Here is a 3,377-nt window from a genome sequence, read left to right as displayed (position 1 = left end):
GCGATTATCAAGCGTCAACCGCCCCATGGCATCTGCCGCTTGCATGGGATCAAACCTATCCTGCAAACCATATTGTTTGGCTGTGCTGTCTATAAATTGATACAACCCACCAGCAGAAGAACGGGGATTCCTTGCATTCGGATTGCCTCCACTTTCCACTTGCGCAACACGGTACAAATAGCTTTCTGGTAAGCCATAACGCGCTGCTGCTTGACGGATCGCTTGATTAACAGAAGGACTAGAACGGGTCATAGCCTAATCTCCTCCCTTACTCAAATGCACTCAATAAATTCAACTCCTCCGTTGAGGCTTTTCCCCCACCTCCAAACAAAGCAGCAGAAAGCTTTTTGAACCATTCTTTTGTCGCATATCCCTTATGATGCGCGTTTACCATGCGTTGAATGAGAGCTACAATTTGATCATTCTTAATCTGTGTCCCCCCTGTTAACAATTTGACAACATCCTTTTCAATCCGTTGACGCTCTCTAAACGCCGCCTCTTTGAAAGGAACCCAAGCTGCCTTCCCAGCAGCTTTTGCTAATTGTACAGCTGCATCACGTTTACCCGTTGGCATACTGACATTATGCGTAAAAGATATCTTTTCATCCGCTACACGACCTGGTATTCTATTATAAAAATCTGCATAATCGGCTTCTTTTTCGACAACCTTCTTGACCGCAGAAGCTTTATCGGCTCCATAAATCTTTGCAAATCGTTTATACAGATCATTCGTACCAAAAATCTCCTTTGCCGTGGACACTTCGTCTTTTGTTTGATCCATGCCTTGTAAAAGTTCTGCCCTTGAACCCTTTTTAAAGTATTCTTGTTGTGCCTTTGGTAATTCATCAAAGATTTTACTGAACTCATCCTTATTAACCGACTTGCTAAGGATTTTGGAACCTTCATCCATGGCATCTAAACGTGAACTATATTGATGATACAATGATCGTGCCTTCTTATATTTAGGCGATATATCATCCATAAGCTCTAATAACTTTTTCTGAATGCCAACTAAGGTATGAACTTTACTATTATCTCCTATCTTCTCGGCTTCATCTCTCATAAGACCAAGTTTCACCTTCGTTTCATGGAGAACTCCCATGTTGGGTTTTTCTTTAAGGAGATTAAATTTTTCAGAAGAAAACGAACTGACTTCTTTGCCACCACTCGTGAATTCCTGTAGCCCTCCTTTATAAGCCTGTTTGAAGTATGGACGCTTCATTAATTCATTAAGAGCACCATAATGCTGTTCTCCTATTGGTGTTTTTTGAGCTATTTCGTAAAGAGTATGTGGTTCTGCTTTCCTAATCGCGATAAGATCATCTTTTAAACCTGTAACATTTTGACGAGGAACAAAGTGTTCATCTGCTGCCTGATGAATACGCTCCCCTCCTCCCAGCGCTCTCTGCCCAGCTCTTTTAGTCAAATCAAGATAAGCTCCTTGATTTCTTTTCGCGATATCAAAAACAAGATCTTGTAAAAAAGGACTATGATCAGCTACATAATCGGTAGAGACCGCATTCTTAAAAGATTTTCCTAGATCTTCAGAAGCTTCATTGCCTAAATGTTTACTGATTGCTCTTAACGTGTCTGTTGCAACACCTTCCTTATGAGAAGGAGAAAAAAGTCTTCGTATTCCGCTTACCGGATAACCAGCTAAATGAGCTAAAGCACTTCCAGCCAATGCCCCACCCGCTCCTAAACCTGCACCAGATAACGTACTTGTAAGTGTATTACCAAGCCCTTCACCTTCTCCCGCTCCATGTAATGCACCAGATGCCGCCCCTACTTTAAGCAAATGCGGCAATGTTGTTTTGTTCGTGATGCCTAAAAATGGACTTGCAAATCGACTTGGGGGTAACTGACCTGCTTTCAAAAAGGCTTGACCTAATTTTGACCCCGCCACATTCCTTGCAAGTGTAGGCGCTACAAGGCGTGCTCCTGAGGCTAATAATCCTCCCCCTAAAGTCGCAAGGGAAGGGATTGCCGACCCTAAAGCATTTCCAGCAAAAGAAGTCCAATAATGTTGATCACTCATCCTACGATAATAATCACGTAGTCTATTGGCTTCTTTCTCATATTTTTCTATGGTTTTCTTATCTCCAGTCCAATAGTTGTAAAGCCCCTTCGCAAAAGCCTTTATTGCCAACTCATCATCAGAATCACGTCCTGCCGCTGTAATCCCCGCAATTTCATCATCTAAATTAAAACTCAATCCATGCTTTAAAGAATTCCAAAAAGCTTCACTTTGCGTGATTTCGGGATGTTGGGGTGATGTTTCGTACCCTCCAAAATTTTCATATTCATTATCAGGAATACGTCCAATAATTTTTATATCAGGACCAAAGTCTGGTAACGTTTCCCCCCTTAACTTACCATATTCATCATCAGGAATACGTTGAATAATCTTCACGCTAGGACCAAAATTAGGAAAAGACTCTCGATAAGCATTATTATAATGAGGCATAATCTATCCCTTAACAGCTTTATATTTAATACCATTGTGGTTTAAGATAAACTTTGTTCCAGAAGGCAATTTATTAGCTTCTTCTGTATTATTCACTACTGGTGCATTTGCCCAATCCCCTTGTGACATCGGTGAATCTACAAAATATTTATCAGAGATTTCTCGGGGCGTATCTATAGGCTGACCTGTTAATGCGTTGTACAGTTGAAGATCATTATGCCTATTGAAAAAATCAAATGCTGTTTTAATTACTTTTAAAGTCCTCTCCAATCCCTCTTTATCTCGCCCAACATCCAAAGAACCAAACATTGATGATAGTGCCTGACTTTCAAAATTTGATATAGGACCAGTTCCTACTGTTCCGCTAGGACTCATCGATTTTAGATTCTCAAATACCGTCCTTAGAACACCACCTCTAATTCCCTCCAATAATTTGTCTAAGTTGTACCCATCACTTCCACCAGCTTTTTTCGTAAACCACCCCTTAAATCCTGTAGCACTACCTTTTTGAAGGAGGTTAAAAGCAGCTTTCAGATCATTTAATCCAGCTCTCAACTGCTGCTTGGTGGTGAACATATTTTTTATCCTTCTACCCTCCCATTCTTTCTGGGCTTGTAGTTTTTGATTATACTCAAGTTCTTGTGGAGACCCCTTTACCGGTCTCATTTCGCGTTCACCAGTCTCTGGATTGGTATACCATTGAAACCCCTGACTTAACTTAGGAGTATCACCACCTGTTAGCATCGCACTAAGCATTTGAGGATTACGTGCCATAATAGCAGCTTCTTCTTCACTATAGCCTTTGGACTTTAGATACTCGACGGTCTGATTAACCTGTCCTCTTTTTTCTCTTTCCATATCACCACGACGAAGATTCATAGCTGCATTCGCTAAACTTTGTGCTATCGTC

Annotated in this window: 2 protein-coding genes and 1 pseudogene; all 3 read right to left on the bottom strand. The window is 41.0% G+C overall.

The annotated features are described in order from the left end of the window. Positions 1–252, bottom strand: a 252-nt coding sequence (locus tag ACFIMG_RS05525) for a transglycosylase SLT domain-containing protein (protein ID WP_375693579.1), incomplete at its 3' end; no start/stop codon positions are given. 16 nt (positions 253–268) lie between these two features. Beyond that, on the bottom strand, positions 269–2,467 hold the full coding sequence (locus tag ACFIMG_RS05520) for a hypothetical protein (protein ID WP_375678491.1): 2,199 nt from the start codon (positions 2,465–2,467) through the stop codon (positions 269–271). 3 nt (positions 2,468–2,470) lie between these two features. Next, positions 2,471–3,377, bottom strand: a pseudogene (locus ACFIMG_RS05515) (hypothetical protein); the annotation flags it as partial.

The organism is Bartonella sp. AP11XZML, assembly GCF_042196445.1.
Classification (GTDB): Bacteria; Pseudomonadota; Alphaproteobacteria; order Rhizobiales; family Rhizobiaceae; genus Bartonella.
Note: the sequence above shows the minus strand (reverse complement) of the source record. Positions and strands in the feature narration are given on the sequence as shown.